Annotated in this window: 1 protein-coding gene; it reads right to left on the bottom strand. The window is 74.3% G+C overall.

The genetic code is table 11. The features are described 5' to 3' along the window. Positions 1-86: 86 nt before the first annotated feature. The gene (locus tag ABD385_RS08425; RefSeq protein WP_425585378.1) at positions 87-20,441 is read right to left on the bottom strand and encodes a type I polyketide synthase; all 20,355 of its coding nucleotides are present in this window, start codon (positions 20,439-20,441) and stop codon (positions 87-89) included. Positions 20,442-20,622: the final 181 nt, after the last annotated feature.

Raw genomic sequence — 20,622 nt, forward strand, 5'->3', positions numbered from 1 at the left:
GACGTGGGCCCCGGTCCGCCCGCGGACCGGGATGCCGGGGGGGGTGGGGGCGGTGGTGCTGCCACCGCCCCCACCCCCGACGAGCCCTAGGACAGGCCGATCTCGTTGTCGAGGAGGTCGAAGACCTCCTCGTCGGACGCGGACTCGAAGTCGAAGTCCGCATCCGACCGGGGAGCACCCTGCCCGGCCGCCGCGGAGGCGTCCCGCAGGGCGTCCCACTTGGACCGGAGGACTTCCAGGCGGCCGGCCACCTGCTCGTGGACCTCCTCCGTGACGGCGAGCCCGCCGAACGCCTTCTCCAGCCGTTCGAGCTCGCCCAGGAGCGCCTCCGGGCCGGAGGCCGCCCCGGGTGCGATCCGGGCGTGGAGGTGGTCGACCAGCTCCGCCGGCGTCGGGTAGTCGAAGAGCAGGGTCGCCGGCAGGCGGATCCCGGTGAGGGCGCCCAGCCGGTTGCGGAGTTCGACCGCGGTGAGGGAGTCGAAACCGAGGTCCAGGAAGGCCCGGTCCTCGTCGATCTCCGCCGCTCCGGTGTGCCCGAGGACCACCGCCACCTGGCCGCGCACGGCGTCCAGTACGACCTCGCGGCCCTCTGCCGCCGACCGGTCGGCCAGGCGCCGGGCGAAGGCCGCCGCGGCGTCTCCGTCCGCCGTGGCCGCCGCCCGGCGTCCCGGGACCCGGATCAGGCCGCGGAGCAGGGACGGGACCTCGCCCTGTCGACGCAGCGTCGCGAGGTCCAGCCGGACCGGCAGCGCGGCGGGCCGGTCGATGGCGAGCGCCGCGTCGAAGAGGGCCAGGCCCTCCTCGGTCGACAGCGGCGGCATGCCCGAGCGGGCCATGCGCTGCACGTCGGCCTCGGTGAGCGTGCCGGTCATGCCGCTGTCCTGCGACCACGGGCCCCATGCCAGCGACGTGGCGGGCAGTCCGGCCGCGCGGCGGAGCTGCGCCAAGGCGTCCAAGAAGGCGTTGCCGGCCGCGTAGTTGGCCTGGCCCGCGCTGCCGAACGTGCCGGCGACCGACGAGAACACCACGAACGCGTCCAGCTCCAGGTCCTTGGTGGCCTCGTGCAGATGCCAGGCGGCATCCACCTTGGGCCGCAGCACCGCCGACAACCGCTCGGCCGTCAACGACCCCACCACACCGTCGTCCAGAACACCCGCCGTGTGCACCACCGCACCGATCCGATGCCCGGAGACCAACTCCCCGACAGCATCCCGATCAGAGACGTCACACGCCACCACGGAAACCTCGGCACCCAACCGCCCGAGCTCCGCCACCAACTCCTCGACACCCTCGGCATCCGGACCCCGCCGACTCACCAGCAGCAGACTCCGCACCCCGTGCTCGGCAACCACATGCCGCGCCACCACCCGGCCCAGACCACCGGTACCACCAGTGATCAACACCGTCCCGGAGTTCCAGTCGGTGCCGGGTTCCATCGCGTCCGGGCGTTCGGCCCGGGCCACTCGCGGGGCGAGGACCTGGTCGTCGCGCACCAGCAACTGCGGTTCGTTCGACGTCAACGCGCGCGGCAGGAGAGCCACTTCGGCCTCTTCCGCCACGTCCACCAGGCCGAAGCGGCCCGGGTGCTCCGCCTGTGCGGAGCGCACCAGGCCCCACACCGCCGCACCCGGGAGGTCCGCTCCGGACACCGCGCCGCGGGTGACGAAGACCAGCCGCGAGTCCGCGAACCGCTCGTCGGCCAACCACGACTGCACCCGCGCCAGGGCCCAGGCGGTCACGGCGTGGACGGACTCCACCGTCCCGGCGGGCGCGGCGGCCAGCGGGGCGAACACGATGTCGTGGACACCGGCCTCCGCCAGGTCGTCGAGATCCGCGTGGGGCTGCAGCGCGAGTTCGTCGAGGACGCCGTGGGCGTCCTTGCCGAGCACGGCCAAGGAGTCGGCCGGCTCGTCCGCGAGGTGCACGTCGGTCCAGTCGACCTGGAAGAGCGCGTCACGGTCGCCGGTCTGCAACTGCCCGGTGGTGATCGGGCGCGCGGTCAGCGACCGGACCGACGCCACCGGCGCACCGGTCGGGTCGGCGAGGGCGATCTGCGTGCCGTCCTCGGTGGAGCGGAGCCGGACCCGCACTCCGGACGCGCCGGACGCGTGCAGGGAAACCCCGCTCCACGAGAACGGGACGGCTGCCTCGGCCGCTCCCCCGTCGCCCAGGAGCCCCGCGTGCAGGGCGGCGTCGAAGAGTGCGGGGTGCAGCGCGTAGGCAGCGCCGTCCGTCCCTTCGGGAAGCCGGACCTCGGCGTAGACGTCCGCGTCGAGCTTCCAGGCGGCCCGCAGGCCCTGGAACACCGGGCCGTACGCGAACCCGGCGTCCGCGAAGCGCTCGTAGCAGTCCGCCACGTCGAGCGGCTCGGCGCCCTGCGGGGGCCAGACCGCCGCCTCGAACGTCACCACCTCCTCGACGGTCGGGGTCACCGCACCGCTGGCGTGCAGGGTCCAGGGGCCCTCGCCCTCGCGGGCATGGACGGACACCGGTCGGCGTCCCCCGTCCTCGGGCTCGCCCACCCACACCTGCACCTGTACCGCGGACCCCGAAGCGGGCAGCACCAACGGCGCGGCCAGCGTCAGTTCCTCCAGTGCGGCGCAACCGACCTCGTCGGCCGCCCGCAGCACCAGTTCCACCAGCGCCGTCCCCGGCACCAGCACCGAGCCCAGCACCACGTGGTCCGCCAACCACGGCTGTGCGGACGTCGACAGGCGGCCGGTGAACAACTGGCCGCCGGAGTTGGCGAGTTCGACCGCCGCACCCAGCAGCGGATGCCCGGTCGAGCCCAGTCCGGCGGACCGCACGTCACCCGCCCGAGCCGCCCCTCCGGCCGGCCAGAACCGCTCGCGCTGGAACGCGTACGTCGGCAGGTCCACCCACCGCGCACCCGAACCGGCGAAGACCGCGGACCAGTCGACGGGCACGCCGTGGGCGTGCAGTCGTGCCACGGCGGTGCGCAGTGCCGTTGCCTCGGGCCGGTCCTTGCGCAGCACGGGGACGAGCACCGACCCGTCCGCGGCACTCTCCGCGGCGAGCGCGGAGAGGGCGCCGTCGGGCCCCAGCTCCAGGAAGCGCGTCACGCCCTGGGCGCTCAGCGCGGCGACCCCGTCGGCGAACCGTACGGCGGCGCGGACGTGGTCGACCCAGTACTCCGCGGAGCACAGCTCTTGTGCGGTGGCGGGCTCGCCGGTGACGTTGGAGACGACGGGCAGCCGCGGCGCGGCGTAGGTCATGCCCTCGGCGACGGCGCGGAAGTCGGCCAGCATGGGTTCCATCAGCGGTGAGTGGAAGGCGTGCGAGACCCGCAGTCGGGTGGTCTTGCGGCCCTCCTCTTCGAAGTGCGCGGCGACGGCCAGCACGTCGGCCTCCGCACCGGAGACCACGACCGACGACGGACCGTTGACCGCCGCGATCGAGACCTGCTCCGACACGTGCGGCAACGCCTCCTCCTCCGTCGCCTGGATCGCCACCATGGCTCCGCCGGACGGCAGTTGCTGCATGAGCCGACCGCGGGCCGCCACCAGGGCACAGGCGTCAAAGAGAGAGAGGACGCCCGCGACGTGCGCGGCGGCGATCTCCCCCACCGAGTGCCCCAGGAGGTGGTCCGGGCGGACACCCCACGACTCCACCAGCCGGTACAGCGCCACCTCGATCGCGAACAGTGCGGCCTGGGCGTAGGCGGTCTGGTTCAACAGGTCCGCGTCCTCGCTCCAGACGACATCGCGCAGGGGACGCTCCAGGTGCTCGTCCAAGGCGGCGCACACCGCGTCGAACGCCTCCGTGAAGACCGGCTGGGTGCCGTACAACTCCCGTCCCATTCCCAGGCGTTGCGAGCCCTGGCCGGAGAAGAGGAAGGCCAGCCGCCCCGACCGGGTGCGGTCGTGCGCCACGACGGCCGGCTCGGTGCGGCCGTCGGCCAGAGCCGACAGCGAGCGCAGCAGGTCCGCCCGGTCCGCGGCCAGGATCACCGCGCGGTGGGAGAACGCCGACCGGCCGGTCGCCAGCGCGTGGGCGACGTCGGTGATCCGGGTACCCGGGCCCGCGTCGTCCAGACGGGCCAGCAGTCGGGCCGCCTGGGCCCGCAGCGCCGGCTCGCTGCGGCCCGACAGCAACACCGGCACCGACCCGGCGGCGTCGACCGCCGCGTCCTCGGTGGCTTCCGGTGCGGCGTCGGCCGCGACGGGCTCGGGCTGCTCCAGGATGACGTGCGCGTTCGTCCCGCTGATCCCGAAGGAGGAGACCCCGGCGCGCCGCGGACCGTCCCCCTGCGGCCACTCGGTCGCGGCGGTCAGCAGCTCCACCGCACCGGCACTCCAGTCCACGTGTGACGACGGCGCATCGACGTGCAGCGTCCGCGGCAGCACACCGTGCCGCATCGCCAGCACCATCTTGATGATGCCCGCCACACCGGCGGCCGCCTGCGCGTGACCGATGTTGGACTTGATGGAACCCAGCAGCAGCGGCCGGTCCGCCGGCCGCTCCCGACCGTAGGTGGCCAGCAGTGCCTGGGCCTCGATCGGGTCGCCCAACGTGGTGCCCGTACCGTGCGCCTCCACCGCGTCCACATCCGCGGTCGACAAACCCGCACTGGCCAACGCCTGCCGGATCACCCGCTGTTGCGACGGACCGTTCGGCGCCGTCAGACCGTTCGACGCACCGTCCTGGTTCACCGCCGAACCCCGCACGGTCGCCAGCACCCGGTGCCCGTTGCGACGCGCGTCGGACAACCGCTCCAGGACCAGGATGCCGACACCCTCACCCCAGCCGACGCCGTCAGCGCCGTCGGAGAACGCCTTGCAGCGGCCGTCCTGGGCGAGACCGCCCTGGCGGGAGAACTCCACGAACGTCGACGGCGTCGACATCACCGTCACGCCGCCCGCGAGCGCCAACTCGCACTCGCCCTGCCGCAGCGACTGGGCCGCCAGGTGCAGCGCCACCAGCGACGACGAGCACGCCGTGTCCACCGTGATGGCGGGACCCTCGAAACCGAAGGTGTAGGACACCCGGCCCGAGGCGACACTGCCCGCGCTGCCGCTGCCCTGGTAGCCCTCGAACTCGCGCCCGGACAGCAGCGTGGAGTAGTCGTGGTACATCACTCCGGCGAAGACGCCGGTCCGGCTGCCGCGCAGGGTGGCCGGGTCCATGCCGGCGCGCTCCAGCGCCTCCCAGGTCGTCTCCAGCAGCAGCCGCTGCTGGGCGTCGGTGGTCAGTGCCTCGCGGGGGCTCATCCCGAAGAACTCCGGGTCGAACTCCGCCGCGTCCTTGAGGAACCCGCCGGAGCGGGTGGCGATGGTGCCCTCGGCGTCGGGGTCGTGGCTGTCGTCGATCTCCCAGCCGCGGTCGGTGGGGAATCCGGACACCGCGTCGGTGCCCTCGGACACCAGGCGCCACAGGTCCTCCGGCGAGGCGACGCCGCCCGGGAAGCGGCAGCTCATGCCGACGATCACCACGGGGTCGTCCGTCAGGGACGGGAGCGCGGACACCGCGAGCGGCGCCGCGGTGTCCGCGCCGAACAGCTCGCCCAGGAGGTGGTCCGCCAGGGCGTCGGCCGTCGGGTAGTCGAACACGGCTGTCGCCGGGAGCCGCAGTCCGGTGGCCCCGGCCAGCACGTTGCGGAGTTCGATGGCGGTCAGCGAGTCGAAGCCGAGGTCCTGGAAGGCACGGTCCGGAGCGACCGTCTCCGGGCCCACGTGCCCCAGGACCGCCGCGATCTGGGCGCGTACGACGTCGAGCAGCGCCGCGCGCCGCTCCGCCGTGGGCAGCCCGGTCAGGCGGGACGCGAGACCGGCTGCCGCGACGGCGCCGGACCGGCGGGCCCGCGTGCGGATCAGGCCGCGCAGCAGCGGCAGGGGCTCGCCCTGTGCGCGCAGCGCCGCGAGGTCCAGGCGGACGGGCAGCGGCGCGGGCTCGTCGGTGCCGAGCGCGGCGTCGAAGAGGGCCAACCCCTCCTCGGTCGACAGCGGCGGCATGCCCTGGCGGGTGATGCGCCGGAGGTCGACGTCGGTGAGAGCGCCGGTCATCCCGCTGTCCTGGGCCCACGCCCCCCATCCCAGTGACACGGCGGGCAGCCCCTGCGCGTGTCGGTGGCGGGCCAACGCGTCCAAGAAGGCGTTCGCCGCGGCGTAGTTGCCCTGGCCTGCGCTGCCGACCGTGCCGGCGACCGACGAGAACACCACGAACGCGTTCAGGTCGAGGTCCCTGGTCGCCTCGTGCAGGTGCCATGCCGCGTCCACCTTCGGCCGCAACACCCCCGCCAGGCGTTCCGGGGTCAACGACTCCACCACGCCGTCGTCGAGGACACCGGCCGTGTGGACCACGGCCGTCGGCTCATGACGGCGGATCAGGTCGGCCACCGCCGCCGCGTCCGAGACGTCGCAGGTCTCGACCGCCGCCGTCGCGCCGGCCCGCGCCAGTTCGGCCACGAGCTCGGGTGCGCCCTCGGCGGTCAGGCCACGGCGGCTGACCAGCAGCAGGCTCCGTACCCCGTGTGCGGTCACCAGGTGCCGTGCCACGGCACGACCCAGGCCCCCGGTTCCTCCCGTGACGAGGACCGTGCCGGAGGTGACCCAGCTGCCCGCGTGCGTGGAGGGGGTACGGGCCAGCCGCGGTGCCAGCACCTCGGTGCCGCGGACCAGCAGTTCCGGCTCGTCGGTCGCGAGGGCCTGCGCCAGCACGGTCGCGTCGGCGTCGTCGTCGAGGTCCACCAGGCCGAAGCGCTGCGGGTTCTCCGACTGCGCCGAGCGCACCAGGCCGTGCACGGCGGCGGCCGCGAGGTCAGCGCCGGACACCGCACCGCGGGTCACGAACACCAGTCGCGAGGACGCGAACCGCTCCTCCGCCAACCACGTCTGCACGCTTTCCAGCGCCCAGGCGGTGGTGCGGTGCACGGACTCCACCACGCCCGCGGCGTCGGCGGGGGGTGCGAGAAGGACCGTCGACGGAACGGTCGGGCCCGCCAGGTCCGCGAGGGTGCGCAACGGCTCGCCCTGCGGCCCGGTGCCCGGCTCGACGCGTTCACCCGTGAGCGGGACGGGGACCCAGTCGACCGTGAAGAGGGCGTCCCGGTCGGCGGCCTGTACCTGCGCGGCCGAGAGCGGACGCGCCACCAGGGAGTCCACGGAGGCGACCGGGGCACCGGAGGTGTCCACGAGCGCGACGGACATCCCGTTCTCCGTGGTGCGGATCCGGACGCGGAGGTGGGAGGCCCCGGAAGCGTGCAGGGCGACTCCGCTCCACGAGAAGGGGACGCCGGTCACGTCCCCGCCGCGCGCCGCCGCCGCGTGCAGGGCGGCGTCGAAGAGCGCGGGGTGCAGTCCGTAGGCGCCGCCGTCCGTGCCCTCCGGGAGGCTGACCTCGGCGTAGACGTCCGCGCCGAGCTGCCAGGCCGCGCGCAGGCCCCGGAACACCGGGCCGTACGTGAGACCCGCATCGGCGAGTGCGTCGTAGCAGTCCGCCGCGTCGACCTGCTGTGCACCCGGCGGGGGCCAGGCGGCGACGTCGAAGGCGACCGCTCGGGCCCCCGAGGTCACCGCACCGCTGGCGTGCAGGGTCCAGGGACCCTCGGTCTCCCGCGCGTGCACCGACGCCGAGCGGCGGCCCGAACCGTCCGGTTCGCCCAGCCACACCTGCACCTGCACGCCGCTGCCCGAGGCGGGCAGCACCAGCGGGGCGGCCAGCGTCAGTTCCTCCAGCAGGTCGCAGCCGACCTCGTCGGCCGCCCGGAGCACCAGTTCCACCAGCGCCGTTCCGGGCACCACCACCGATCCGAGCACCACGTGGTCCGCCAACCACGGATGCGCGGACACCGAGAACCGTCCGGTGAACAACAAGCCACCGGAGCCGGCGAGTTCGACCGCGGCGCCGAGCAGCGGGTGCGCCGGGGAGTCCAGGCCCGCGAACCGCACGTCACCGGAGCGGCCCACGCGGCCCGAGGGCCAGTACCGCTCGTGTTGGAACGCGTACGTCGGCAGGTCCACCCACCGCGCACCCGTACCGGCGTACAGCGTCGCCCAGTCGACGCCGGCGCCGTGGACGTGGAGGTGTGCCAGGGCACCGAGCAGTGCCGTCTCCTCGGGCCGGTCCTTGCGCAGGACCGGAGCGAGCACGACGCCGTCCGGCAGCGACTCCTGGGCCATCGCCGACAGCACGCCGTCCGGACCGAGTTCGAGGAAGCGGGTCACGCCTTCTCGGTGCAGCGCCGCCACCCCGTCCGCGAAGCGCACCGCCTCGCGCACGTGCCGGACCCAGTAGTCGGCCTGGCCGAGCTGCTCGGGCTCCGCGGGGAGGCCGGTCAGGTTCGAGACGACGGGGATCGTCGGCGTGCCGAAGGACAGCCGGGCCACCACGGCCCGGAACGCGTCGAGCATCGGTTCCATGAGCGGTGAGTGGAAGGCGTGCGAGACCCGCAGTCGGGTGGTCTTGCGGCCCTCCTCTTCGAAGTGCGCGGCGACGGCCAGCACGTCGTCCTCCGCGCCGGAGACCACGACCGACGACGGACCGTTGACCGCCGCGATCGACACGTGCTGCGTCAGGTGCGGACGGACCTCCTGTTCCGTCGCCCGGATCGCCACCATCGCTCCGCCCGTGGGCAGTTGCTGCATCAGTCGGCCCCGGGCCGCCACCAGCGCGCACGCGTCCGGAAGGGAGAAGACCCCGGCCACGTGCGCCGCGGCGACCTCACCGATCGAATGGCCGGTCACGAAGTCGGCGCGCACGCCCCACGACTCCGTCAGCCGGTACAGCGCCACCTCCAGCGCGAACAATCCGGCCTGGGCGTAGGCGGTCTGGTTCAACAGGTCCGCGTCCTCGCCCCAGACGACGTCCCGCAGGGGACGCTCCAGGTGCTCGTCCAAGGCGGCGCACACCGCGTCGAACGCCGCGGCGAAGACCGGGTGGCGGTCGTACAGCCCCCGTCCCATCCCCAGGCGTTGGGAGCCCTGGCCGGAGAACAGGAAGGCCGTCCTGCCCGGGCCGGACGCGCCCTCCACCAGGCCCGCGTCGGCCTCGCCGACCGCCAGGGCGGACAGCGCGAGCACCAGCGCCTCGCGGTCCTCGCCCCACACCACCGCGCGGTGGGTGAAGCTCGTCCGTGCGCTCACCAGTGAGCGGCCGATGTCCCGCGCGGAGCGCGCGTCGCGGCGGGCGACGTGGGACAGCAGACGGGCCGCCTGGCCGCGCAGCGCGGCCTCGCTCCGGCCGGAGAGCACCCACGCCAGCGCGCCGGGCTCCTCCTCGGCGACGTCCGGTGCGGCGTCGTCCGCGATCGGCTCGGGCTGCTCCAGGATGACGTGCGCGTTCGTCCCGCTGACGCCGAAGGAGGAGACACCGGCGCGCCGCGGGCCCTCGCCCTGCGGCCACTCGACCTCGGAGGCCAGCAGCTCCACCGCTCCGGCACTCCAGTCCACGTGTGACGACGGCGCATCGACGTGCAGCGTCCGCGGCAGCACACCGTGCCGCATCGCCAGCACCATCTTGATGATGCCCGCCACACCGGCGGCCGCCTGCGCGTGACCGATGTTGGACTTGATCGAACCCAACCACAGCGGCCGGTCCACCGACCGGTCCTGGCCGTAGGTGGCCAGCAGTGCCTGGGCCTCGATCGGGTCGCCCAACGTGGTGCCCGTACCGTGCGCCTCCACCGCGTCCACATCCGCGGTCGACAAGCCCGCACTGGCCAACGCCTGCCGGATCACCCGCTGTTGCGACGGACCGTTCGGCGCCGTCAGACCGTTCGACGCACCGTCCTGGTTCACCGCGGAACCCGCCACGGTCGCCAGCACCCGGTGCCCGTTGCGACGCGCGTCGGACAACCGCTCCAGGACGAGCATGCCGACACCCTCACCCCAGCCGACACCGTCGGCGCCGTCGCCGAACGACTTGCACCGTCCGTCCGCCGCCAGGCCGCGCTGCCGCGAGAACTCCACGAACATCGTCGGGGTGGAGAGCACCGTCACGCCGCCGGCCAGTGCCAGCGAGCACTCGCCCGAACGCAGTGCCTGCGCCGCGAGGTGCAGCGCCACCAGCGACGACGAGCACGCCGTGTCCACCGTCACCGCCGGGCCCTCGAAACCGAACGTGTAGGACACCCGGCCCGAAGCGACGCTGGCCGCGCTGCCGTTGGCGCGGTAGCCCTCGAACTGGTCCGCGACGAGAAGTTGCTCGTAGTCGCCGTACATCACGCCGGCGAAGACGCCGGTCCGGCTGCCGCGCAGCGACGTCGGGTCGATGCCCGCCCGCTCGATGGCCTCCCAGGTCGTCTCCAGCAGCAACCGTTGCTGCGAGTCCGTCGCGAGCGCTTCCCTGGGGCTCATCCCGAAGAACTCGGGGTCGAACTCCGGCGCCTCGTGGAGGAAGCCACCGGAGTGGCTGTACGAGGTGCCGATGGCCTCGGGGTCGGGGTTGTAGAGGGACTCCACGTCCCAGCCGCGGTCGGTCGGGAAGTCGGACACCGCGTCGGTGCCCTCGGACACCAGGCGCCACAGGTCCTCCGGGGAGGCGACGCCGCCCGGGTAGCGGCAGCTCATGCCGACGATCACCACCGGGTCGTCGGCCGTTGCCCGTGGGCTCGGGCCCGCGGGCGCCAGTGCGTCCTGGTCGTGCGCGCCGAACAGCTCGTCCAGGAGGAAGTCGACGAGCACGCCCGCCGAGGGGTAGTCGAACACCGTGGTGGACGAAAGGCGCATGCCGGTCGCCGCATTGAGCCGGTTGCGCAGCTCGACGGCGGTCAGGGAATCGAAACCGAGGTCCTGGAAGGCGCGGTCCGGGTCGACCGTCTCCGGGCCCGCGTGGCCCAGGACGACCGCGACCTGGGCCCGCACCAGGTCCAGCAGGGTCTCGCGGCGCTCCGCCGAACCCAGCGCGGACAGGCGCTCCACGAGGCCGGCGACCGCGGCCGAGCCGGCCACCGTCGAACGGACCCGGGTCCTGACCAGGCCGCGCAGCACCGCCGGCACGTCTCCCTGCTTGCGCAGGGCGGCCAGGTCGAGGCGCACGGTCAGGACGAGCGCGTCGTCGGCGGCCAGTGCGGCGTCGAAGAGCGCGGCGCCCTCCGCGGGGCTGAGTGCGGGCATGCCCGCACGGGCGATCCGCTGGAGGTCGACGTCGGTCAGCGTGCCGGTCATGCCGCCGTCCTGCGACCACGGGCCCCATGCCAGGGACGTGGCGGGCAGTCCGGCCGCGCGGCGGTGGTGCGCCAGTGCGTCCAGGAAGGTGTTGCCGGCCGCGTAGTTGGCCTGACCGGCGCCGCCCCAGAGACCGGAGACGGACGAGAAGAGGACGAACGCCGCGAGGTCCAGGTCCTTGGTGGCCTCGTGCAGATGCCATGCGGCATCCACCTTGGGCCGCAGCACCGCCGACAACCGCTCGGCCGTCAACGACCCCACCACACCGTCGTCCAGAACACCCGCCGTGTGCACCACCGCACCGATCCGATGCCCGGAGACCAACTCCCCGACAGCATCCCGATCAGAGACGTCACACGCCACCACGGAAACCTCGGCACCCAACCACCCGAGCTCCGCCACCAACTCCTCGACACCCTCGGCATCCGGACCCCGCCGACTCACCAGCAGCAGACTCCGCACCCCGTGCTCGGCAACCACATGCCGCGCCACCACCCGGCCCAGACCACCGGTACCACCAGTGATCAACACCGTTCCTGCGGTGTCCCAGGGGACGTCGGTCAGCGCCCGTGCCACCGGCGCCCGCTCCAGCCGCGCCGCGAGCACCGCGCCGTCGCGCAGCAGGAGCTGCGGCTCGTCCGCGGCCAGGGCCAGCGGCAGCACCGCCGGGTCCGCGTCGGGGCCGAGGTCCACCAGGCCGAACCGGCCCGGGTGCTCCGCCTGCGCGGACCGCACCAGGCCCCACACGGTGGCCTGGGTGAGGTCCGTGCCGTCCAGCGCGCCGCGCGTGACGAACACCAGTCGCGAGGTGGCGAACCGGTCGTCCGCCAACCAGGACCGGACCAGGTCCAGCGCCTGGCCGGCGGTGGCGTGCGCCGCCTCCGCAACGTCGCCGGCGCCGGCCGTCACCGGCACGACCACCGCGCCCGGCACCGGACCGGACTCGGCCAGGGTCGGCAGGTCCGGGTAGCCGTCGAACGGTGCGCCGGGCAGGGAGCCGAGCAGGGCCACGGACTCCGCGGCGCCGGCCGGGGGCAGCCGGACGGGGTTCCACGCCATCCGGAACAGCGCGTCGCGCCCGATCCGGTCCGCGGTGCCCGCCAACTGGTCGGCGGCGGGCGCCCGCAGGTCGAGGGTGCCGATGGAGGCGACCGGCTCGCCGGAGGTGTCCGCGACCTCGACGGACAGCGTGTCGCCGCCGTGCTGGACGATCCGGGCGCGGACGGCCGCGGCCCCGGAGGCGTGCAGCGTGACGCCCTCCCACGAGAAGGGCAGCACGCCCCGGTCCAGGCCGTCGAGGGCCCAGGCGTGCAGGGTCGCGTCCAGGAGGGCCGGGTGCAGACCGTACGCGGACGCGTCGCCCTCGGCGACGTCCGGCAGGGCCACGTCGGCGAACACCTCGTCGCCCCGGCGCCATGCGGCGCGCAGGCCCTGGAAGTGCGGTCCGTAGTCGTATCCGCTCGCGGCCAGGTGCGGGTAGAGGCCGGTCAGGTCGACGGGTTCGGCGTCGGCGGGCGGCCAGGACTCGGCCCGGAAGTCGTAGCCGGCGTGGGCGGCGCGCTCGCCGGGCGTCAGCACGCCGCTCGCGTGCTGGGTCCACGGCCGGTCGCCGTCGCCCTCCGGACGGGACCGGATGGTGACCGGCCGGCCGCCGGCCTCGTCGGCGGGCCCGACGTGCAGTTGCAGCTGCACGCCGCCGTGCTCGGGCAGTACGAGCGGGGCGGCCAGGGTGAGTTCCTCGATCCGGTCGCAGTCCGCCTCGTCGGCGGCGCGGACGGCGAGTTCGACGAAGGCCGTTCCGGGCAGCAGCACCGCACCGTTCACCGCGTGGTCGGCCAGCCACGGGTGCGACTGGAGCGACAGGCGTGAGGTGAACAGCAGTCCGGCGCCGTCGGAGAGCTCCACGGCGGCGCTCAGCAGCGGGTGCCCGGCCGCGTCGAGGCCGGCCGCGCTGAGGTCGCCGGTACCGGTGCGGTCGGGGACCGGCCAGTAGCGCCGGTGCTGGAAGGCGTACGTGGGCAGGTCGACGGCGTGCGCGTCGGTGCCGGTGAAGGGCGCGGCCCAGTCGACCGCCGTGCCCTGCGCGTGGAGCTGGGAGAGCGCCGCGAGCAGCGTCGGCTCCTCGGGGCGGTCCTTGCGCAGCGCGGGGACGACCGTGGTCGCGTCCGGCAGCGACTCGCGGGCCATGGCGGCGAGGGTGCCGTCGGGGCCCAGCTCCAGGAAGCGCGTCACGCCGTCGTCGTGCAGGGCGCGGATGCCGTCGGCGAACCGCACGGCCTCACGGACGTGGGTGACCCAGTAGTCGGGGGTGCGCAGTTCGTCCCCGGTGGCCGGGGCGCCGGTCACGTTGGAGACGACGGTCAGGTGCGGCTCGTCGTACGTCAGGTTCTCCGCGACGGCGCGGAAGTCGGCGAGCATCGGGTCCATCAACGGCGAGTGGAACGCGTGCGAGACCCGCAGCAGGCTGGTCTTGCGGCCCTCGCCGGCGAAGTGCGCGCGGACCGCCTCGACGGCGTCCTCGGTCCCCGAGACGACCACGGACGACGGGCCGTTGACGGCCGCGATCGCGACGTCGTCGGTGAGCCGCGGGCGGACCTCGTCCTCGGTGGCCCGGATCGCGGCCATGGTGCCGCCGGCCGGCAGCGCCTGCATCAGGCGTCCGCGGGCCGCCACCAGGGCACAGGCGTCGGCCAGTGAGAACACGCCTGCCACGTGGGCGGCGGCGATCTCCCCGACCGAGTGTCCGGCGACGTACTCCGGCCGCACGCCCCACGACTCCACCAGGCGGAACAGCGCCACCTCGACGGCGAACAGTGCGGCCTGGGCGTAGGCGGTCTGGTTCAACAGGTCCGCGTCCGCGCCCCAGACGACGTCGCGCAGGGGACGCTCCAGGTGCTCGTCCAAGGCGGCGCACACCGCGTCGAAGGCGTCCGTGAAGACCGGCTGGGTGCCGTACAACTCCCGTCCCATGCCCAGGCGTTGCGAGCCCTGGCCGGAGAAGAGCACGGCGTCCTTGCCGTCGTGCGCGGTGCCCGTGGTCAGCGCGCCGTCGTCGGTGCCTTCGGCGAGGGCGGCCAGGGCGCGCACCGCGGTCTCGTGGCTGTCAGTGGCGACGGCCGCGCGGTGCGGGAAGTCGGTGCGTCCGGCCAGCGTGAACGCGAGGTCCGCGAGCCGTGCTTCGGGCGCGCGGTCGAGGTGGGCCAGCAGCCGGGCCGCCTGGTCGCGCAGCGCGGCGTCGGACTTGCCGGAGAGCAGCAGGGGTACCGCCGTCTCGGGGGCGACGGACGGTGCCTCGGCTTCGGCCTCTTCGGCTGGTTCGGCCTCTTCCAGGATCACGTGCGCGTTGGTGCCGCTGACGCCGAACGCGGAGACGCCGGCGCGCCGCGGGCGGTCGGACGCGGGCCACGGCAGCGGCTCGGTGAGCAGGTCGACGGCGCCCGCGGTCCAATCGACGTGCGGGGTGGGCGCGTCGACGTTCAGGGTGCGGGGCAGCAGGCCGTGGCGGAGGGCCAGGACCATCTTCATGACGCCGGCCACGCCGGCGGCGGCCTGGGTGTGTCCGAAGTTGGACTTCAAGGTCCCCAGCAGCAGCGGACGGTCCTGCGGCCGGTCCTGTCCGTAGGTGGCGAGCAGTGCCTGGGCCTCGATGGGGTCGCCGAGCCGGGTGCCGGTGCCGTGCGCCTCGACGGCGTCCACGTCGGACGCGGCCACGCCCGCGTTGGCGAGTGCCTGGCGGATGACGCGCTGCTGGGAGGGGCCGTTGGGGGCGCTCAGCCCGTTGGACGCGCCGTCCTGGTTGACCGCCGAGCCGCGGACGACGGCGAGCACCTGGTGCCCGTTGCGCCGGGCGTCCGAGAGTCGCTCCACGAGCAGCAGTCCGACGCCCTCGGCCCATCCGGTGCCGTCGGCCGCCGCCGCGAACGGCTTGCAGCGGCCGTCCTCGGACAGGCCGCGCTGCCGGGAGAACTCCACGAAGGTCTCCGGCGTCGCCATCACCGTCACGCCGCCGGCGAGCGCCAGCGAGCACTCGCCCGACCGCAGCGACTGCACCGCCATGTGCAGGGCCACCAGCGACGACGAGCACGCCGTGTCCACGGTGACCGCCGGGCCTTCGAAGCCGTAGGTGTACGACACCCGGCCGGAGACCACGCTCATCGAGTTGCCGGTGAGCGAGTGGCCGGTGACGTCTTCGCGACCGGCGTTCAGCACCGAGCGGTAGTCCTGGGTGTTGGTGCCCACGAAGACGCCGGTGCTGCTGCCCCGCAGGGTCTCCGGGTCGAGGCCGGCCCGTTCGAGGACCTCCCAGGACGCCTCCAACAGCAGCCGCTGCTGCGGGTCCATGGCGAGGGCCTCACGCGGCGAGATGCCGAAGAACTCGGCGTCGAAGTCGGCCGCCCCGTAGAGGAAGCCGCCCCCGCGGGCGTAGCTCGTGCCCGGGTGGTCGGGGTCGGGGTGGTAGAGCCGGTCGAGGTTCCAGCCGCGGTCGTCGGGGAGGACGGAGATGGCGTCCCGGCCCTCCGCCAGCAGCTCCCAGAGGTCTTCGGGCGACTGCACGCCGCCGGGGAACCGGCCGGCCATGCTCACGATCGCCACCGGCTCGTCGAAGGCGGCGACGGTCCGTTCCACGACGGCCGTGGTCTGTACCGTGCCGAGGATCTCGGCGAGCAGGTACGCGGTGACCGCGCTGGGCGTGGGGTGGTCGAACAGCAGGGTGGTGGGCAGGGCGAGGCCGGTCGCCGTGGCCAGGCGGTTGCGCAGTTCGACCGACATCAGCGAGTCGAAGCCCACGTCCCGGAACGCCCGCCGCGCGTCGATGGCGTCCGGCTCGTCCAGTCCGAGGGTCTTCGCGGCCTCTTCCTGGACCGTCTGGAGCAGCACCCGTTCCCGCTCGGCGGCGGGCAGTGCGCCGATCCGGCCGCTCAACGGGGAGGAGTCCGCGCGTGCGGCCTCGGGCGTGGCGGCCAGGACGCGGCGCGCCTCCGGCAGGTCGGCGAGGAGCGGGCTGGGGCGGACCGCGGTCAGGGCGGGGGCGTACGCCGCCCAGTCCACGTCGGCCACGGTCACGTTCGTCAGCCCCTGGGCCAGCGCCTGGCGGAGGGCGGCGAGCGCGGAGGCCGGGGCCATGGGGAGCAGTCCGTCGCGGCTCACCCGGTCGGCGACGTTGCTCTGCGTCGCCATGCCGAGGTCCGCCCAGGCGCCCCAGGCCGTCGCGGTGGCCGGCAGTCCTTGCGCGCGCCGGTGTTCGGCGAGCGCGTCGAGGAAGGTGTTGGCGGCGCTGTAGTTGGCCTGTCCGGCGTTGCCGAGGGAGCCGGCGATCGAGGAGAACAGGACGAACAGTTCCAGGTCGAGGTCCCGGGTGAGTTCGTGCAGGTTCAGGGCGGCGGTGGCCTTCGGGCGCAGCACGGCCTCGAAGCGTTCGAGGGTCAGCGCGTCCAGCATGCCGGCGTCCATGACGCCGGCGGCGTGCACGACACCGGTGAGGGGCGTCTCGGCGGGGATGTCCGCGAGGACGGCCGCCAGCGCGTCGCGGTCGGCGGCGTCGCAGGCGACGATGGTGACCGGGGTTCCCCGGTCGGTGAGTTCGGCCGCGAGTTCCGGTGCGCCGGGGGCCGCCAGGCCGCTGCGGCTGGTGAGCACCAGGTGTTCCGCCCCGGCGTCGGCGAACCAGCGCGCGAGTTCGGTGCCGAGCGCACCGGTGCCACCGGTGATCAGCACCGTGCCGCGGGCGGTCCATCCGGCGCCGGTGTCGCCGCCGGGGGCGATCCGGGCCAGGCGGCGGGCGAAGGTCCCGGCGGCGCGGATCGCGACCTGGTCCTCCGCGCCGGCGAGCACGTCGAGGAGGCCGGAGACGGCCCGGGCGTCCGGGGTTTCGGGGAGGTCGACGAGTCCGCCCCAGATCCGCGGGTACTCCAGCGCGGCCACCCGGCCGAAGCCCCACACCTGTGCCTGGAGCGGGTTGGTGAGCGCGTCGCGGTCGTCGACGGAGACGGCGCCGCGGGTCGCGCACCACAGCGGGATCTGCTTGCCGGAGCTCTCCACGGCGCGCAGCAGGGCGGTGGTGGCGGCCAGGCCGCGGGGCACGGACGTCAGGTCGGGGTGCGGGCGCTCGTCCAGGGCCAGCAGCGACAGCACGCCGTCGACGGGGCCGTCGGGCCAAGGGAGCGGCTCGGACGGGTCCTCGGTGCCGGAGAGCACCAGCACCTCGGTGTGCAGGCCCTGGTCGCGCAGCGCGTCCAGGAGCCGGCCGGTCCACGGGTCGTCGGCGACGCCGTCGGGCAGCGCGACGAGCCAGTTGCCGGTGGCGGTGAAGCCGGTGCGGGCGGTGACGGGGGTCCACTCCATCCGGTAGCTCCAGCCGTCCGCCACCGCCTGGGTCCTGCGCTGCCTGCGCCACGCCGAGAGCGTGGGCAGGAGGCTGCCGAGCGAGTCGACCGTGCTGCCGTCGAGGGCCAGGACGGCCGAGAGTCCTTCCAGGTCCTCGCGTTCGACGGCTTCCCAGAATCCGGCCTCGCCGGCCTCTGGGGCGTCGGCGGCGTCGGGTCCGGCAGCGGCGTCGTCGGCGGCGTCCAGCCAGAACCAGCGACGCTGGAAGGCGTAGGTCGGCAGCTCGACGCGGTGGCCGCCGAGCGGGCCGAGCAGGGCGGTCCAGTCGACGGGGACGCCGTGCGCGGACAGGGCGGCGACGCCCTCGGTCAGTGCCTGGGCCTCGGGGTGGCCGCCGCGCAGGAGGGACAGCAGGAGAGGCCGTTCGAGGGTGGTCAGGGAGTCCTGGACCATCGTGGTGAGCACGCTGGTGGGGGCGAGTTCGACGAACGCGGTGACGCCCTCGGCCTCCAGGGTGCGCACGGTGTTGCAGAAGCGGACGCCCTCCCTGATCTCCCGGACCCAGTAGTCGGGGGTGCGCAGGTCGTCGCCGACGGCGAGTTCCCCGGTGACGGTGGAGACGACCGGGATGCGCGGGGCGTGGTACTCCAGGGTCGCGGCGACGCTCCGGAAGTCCTCCAGGATGCTGTCCATGCGCGGGCAGTGGCCGGCGACCCGCACCTTGATGCGCTTGACCCGGCGTCCCTGGCCCTCCCAGTGGGCGGCGACGTCGGCGACGACGTCCTCGTCACCGGCGATGACCTGGGCCTGGGGTCCGTTGACCGCGGCGATGGTGGCGCGGTCCTCCTTGCCGGCGAGGGAGGCCCAGATCTCCTCCTCGGTGGCCTGGACGGCCACCATGGCGCCGCCCGGCGGCAGCGTCGCCATGAGGGCGCCGCGGGCCGAGACGAGCTTCGCGGCGTCCGCGAGGGAGAGGATGCCGGAGACGTGGGCGGCGGTCAGCTCGCCGACGGAGTGGCCGGCGACGAACTGCGGCGTGACGCCCCAGGATTCGAGGAGCCGGAACAGCGCGGTGGCGAAGGCGAAGAGCGCGGGCTGGGTGTAGTCGGTGCGGTCGAGCAGGGCGGCGTCGTCCGTGCCCTCCTCGGCGAAGACGATGTCGCGCAACGGCCGTTCCAGGTACGGGTCGCACTCGGCGCACACCGCGTCGAAGGCCGCGGCGAACGCGGGGTACGCGGCGTGCAGTTCGCGCCCCATGTCCAGGCGCTGGGGGCCCTGGCCGGTGAACAGGAACGCGGCGGGCGTCTGGGCGGCGACGCCGGTCACCAGCCCCGCCGCGGTACGGCCCTCGGCGAGGGCGTCCAGGCCGCGGAGGAAGGCGTCCCGGTCGCCCGCGACGACGGCGGCGCGGTGCTCCATGAGGGAGCGGGTGGTGACCAGGGAGTGGGCGACGTCGGCCGGTTCGAGGGCGCCGCGGGCGCGGACGTGGCGGCCGAGCACCGCCGCCTGGGCCCGCAGGGCCTCGCCGGTCCGCGCGGACAGGATCCAGGGCAGCACGCCGGGCCGGGCGGCCGGCGCCGGCGCGGGCTCGGACGCCGGCTCGGGCTCGGGTGCCTGTTCCAGCACGACGTGCGCGTTGGTGCCGCTGATGCCGAAGGAGGAGACGGCGGCGCGCCGCGGGCGGTCCACCGTCGGCCAGAGCTCGGGCTCGGCCAGGAGCTTGGCGTTGCCCTCGCTCCAGTCGGCGTGCGGGGTGGGCGCGTCCGTGTGCAGGGTCTGGGGCAGCACGCCGTGGCACATCGCCAGCACCATCTTGATGACGCCGGCGATGCCGGCGGCCGACTGGGTGTGCCCGATGTTGGACTTCATGGAGCCGATCAACACGGGGCGGTCGGCGGGGCGTTGCTGTCCGTACGTGGCGAGCAGGGCCTGCGCCTCGATGGGGTCGCCGAGCCGGGTGCCGGTGCCGTGGGCCTCCACCGCGTCGACGTCGCCGGAGCCGAGCCCGGCGTCGGCCAGTGCCCGGCGGATGACGCGCTGTTGGGACGGGCCGTTGGGGGCGGTGAGCCCGTTGGAGGCGCCGTCCTGGTTGACGGCGGAGCCCTTCAGCACCGCGAGCACGGGGTGGCCGTTGCGCACCGCGTCGGAGAGCCGCTCGGCGACCACCAGTCCGACGCCCTCGCCCCAGGCAGTGCCGTCGGCGGCCGCCGCGAACGGCTTGCAGCGGCTGTTGGGGGCCAGGCCGCGCTGGCGGGCCAGGTCCACGAACATCTGCGGGGTGGACATGACGGTCGCGCCGCCGACGAGCGCCAGGTCGCACTCGTCCCGCCGCAGCGACTGCGCCGCCAGGTGCAGCGCCACCAGTGACGACGAGCACGCCGTGTCCACGGTCAGGGCGGGGCCTTCGAGGCCGAGGACGTAGGAGATCCGGCCGGAGGCGACGCTGATGAGGTTGCCGGTCAGCAGGTGTCCGCCGGTCTCCTCCGTCCGCCGGGTGCTGTCCGCGTCGTAGCCGGCGTGGTTGGTGCCGACGAACACGCCGGTGTGGCTGCCGGCGAGGGACTGCGGGGCGATGCCGGCGCTTTCCACGGCCTCCCACGCGGTCTCCAGCAGCAGCCGCTGCTGCGGGTCCATGGCGAGCGCCTCGCGCGGGGCGATCCCGAAGAAGCCGGGGTCGAACTCGCCGGCGTCGTAGAGGAATCCGCCCTCGTGGGCGTACGTGGTGTCCTGGCGGGCCGGATCGGGGTCGTGGAGCCCGTCGAGGTCCCAGCCGCGGTTCCCGGGGAAGGCGGCCATCGCGTCGACGCCGCCGTGGAGCAACTCCCACAGCTCCTGCGGCGACCGCACGCCGCCGGGGAAGCGGCAGGCCATCGACACGATCGCGATGGGCTCGCGCTGCCTCTGCTCCGTCTCGTCCAATTGCTGGCGAGTCTCTTGGAGGTCCGCGATCGCGCGCTTGAGGTACTCGCGAAGCTTCGCCTCGTTCGACATCAGAATGCCAACCCCTCGTGGAATGCCGGTTCTGGGGCCCAGAGCGTCGACACTCACGTCTGACCCACTGTTCACGGTCATCCTCACCCGAGGCGGACTGCGGGTTTCCGTAGTCTCGCGGCACAACGCCAGGTCCGCGCCACAGTGGTGAAAACAGGGCTAAGGGATTCCGGGTGTCTGGGGC

Source organism: Streptomyces lunalinharesii, from assembly GCF_039532155.1.
GTDB lineage: Bacteria > Actinomycetota > Actinomycetes > Streptomycetales > Streptomycetaceae > Streptomyces > Streptomyces lunalinharesii.